Here is a 453-nt window from a genome sequence, read left to right as displayed (position 1 = left end):
GTATACTGCGGAATATCGGCGACGCGGTACGCAATTTTAGATATTACGCCGATAAATACCGATTTCCGAAAGATCGGGCGGAACGCATTTGCGAAATCCTGTCGGCTGATAGATAACTTGATATTTTTGATTAGTTATGCATGGTTTTTGCAGGTAACTGATTATCTTTGATTGGTTATTGGGTTCTTATAGACATATAGGAGTATATCTATTATAAAATGGCGCTGTTAGATGTGTATAAGAGACAGTCCAAGCTCAGCCGCGAGGATTGGAACGCGCTCCGAGCCAAAACCGGCAACCAGCGCCTGCTCGGCATGGACTACTACTCCGGCGGGCACCTCACCCACGGATACCGCCACAACGTCTCCGCTCAGATGTTCGACGCCTACAGCTACGGCGTGAACAAAGAGACCGGCCTCTTGGACTACGACGAAATCGAGCGCGCGGCCCTCG

Annotated in this window: 1 pseudogene; it reads left to right on the top strand. The window is 49.7% G+C overall.

The window, feature by feature from the left end:
• Nucleotides 1–218 precede the first annotated feature (218 nt).
• Nucleotides 219–453: pseudogene (locus ACYVRA_RS08855) on the top strand (hypothetical protein); the annotation flags it as partial.

Source organism: Treponema sp. R8-4-B8 (genome assembly GCF_054786175.1).
Note: the sequence above shows the minus strand (reverse complement) of the source record. Positions and strands in the feature narration are given on the sequence as shown.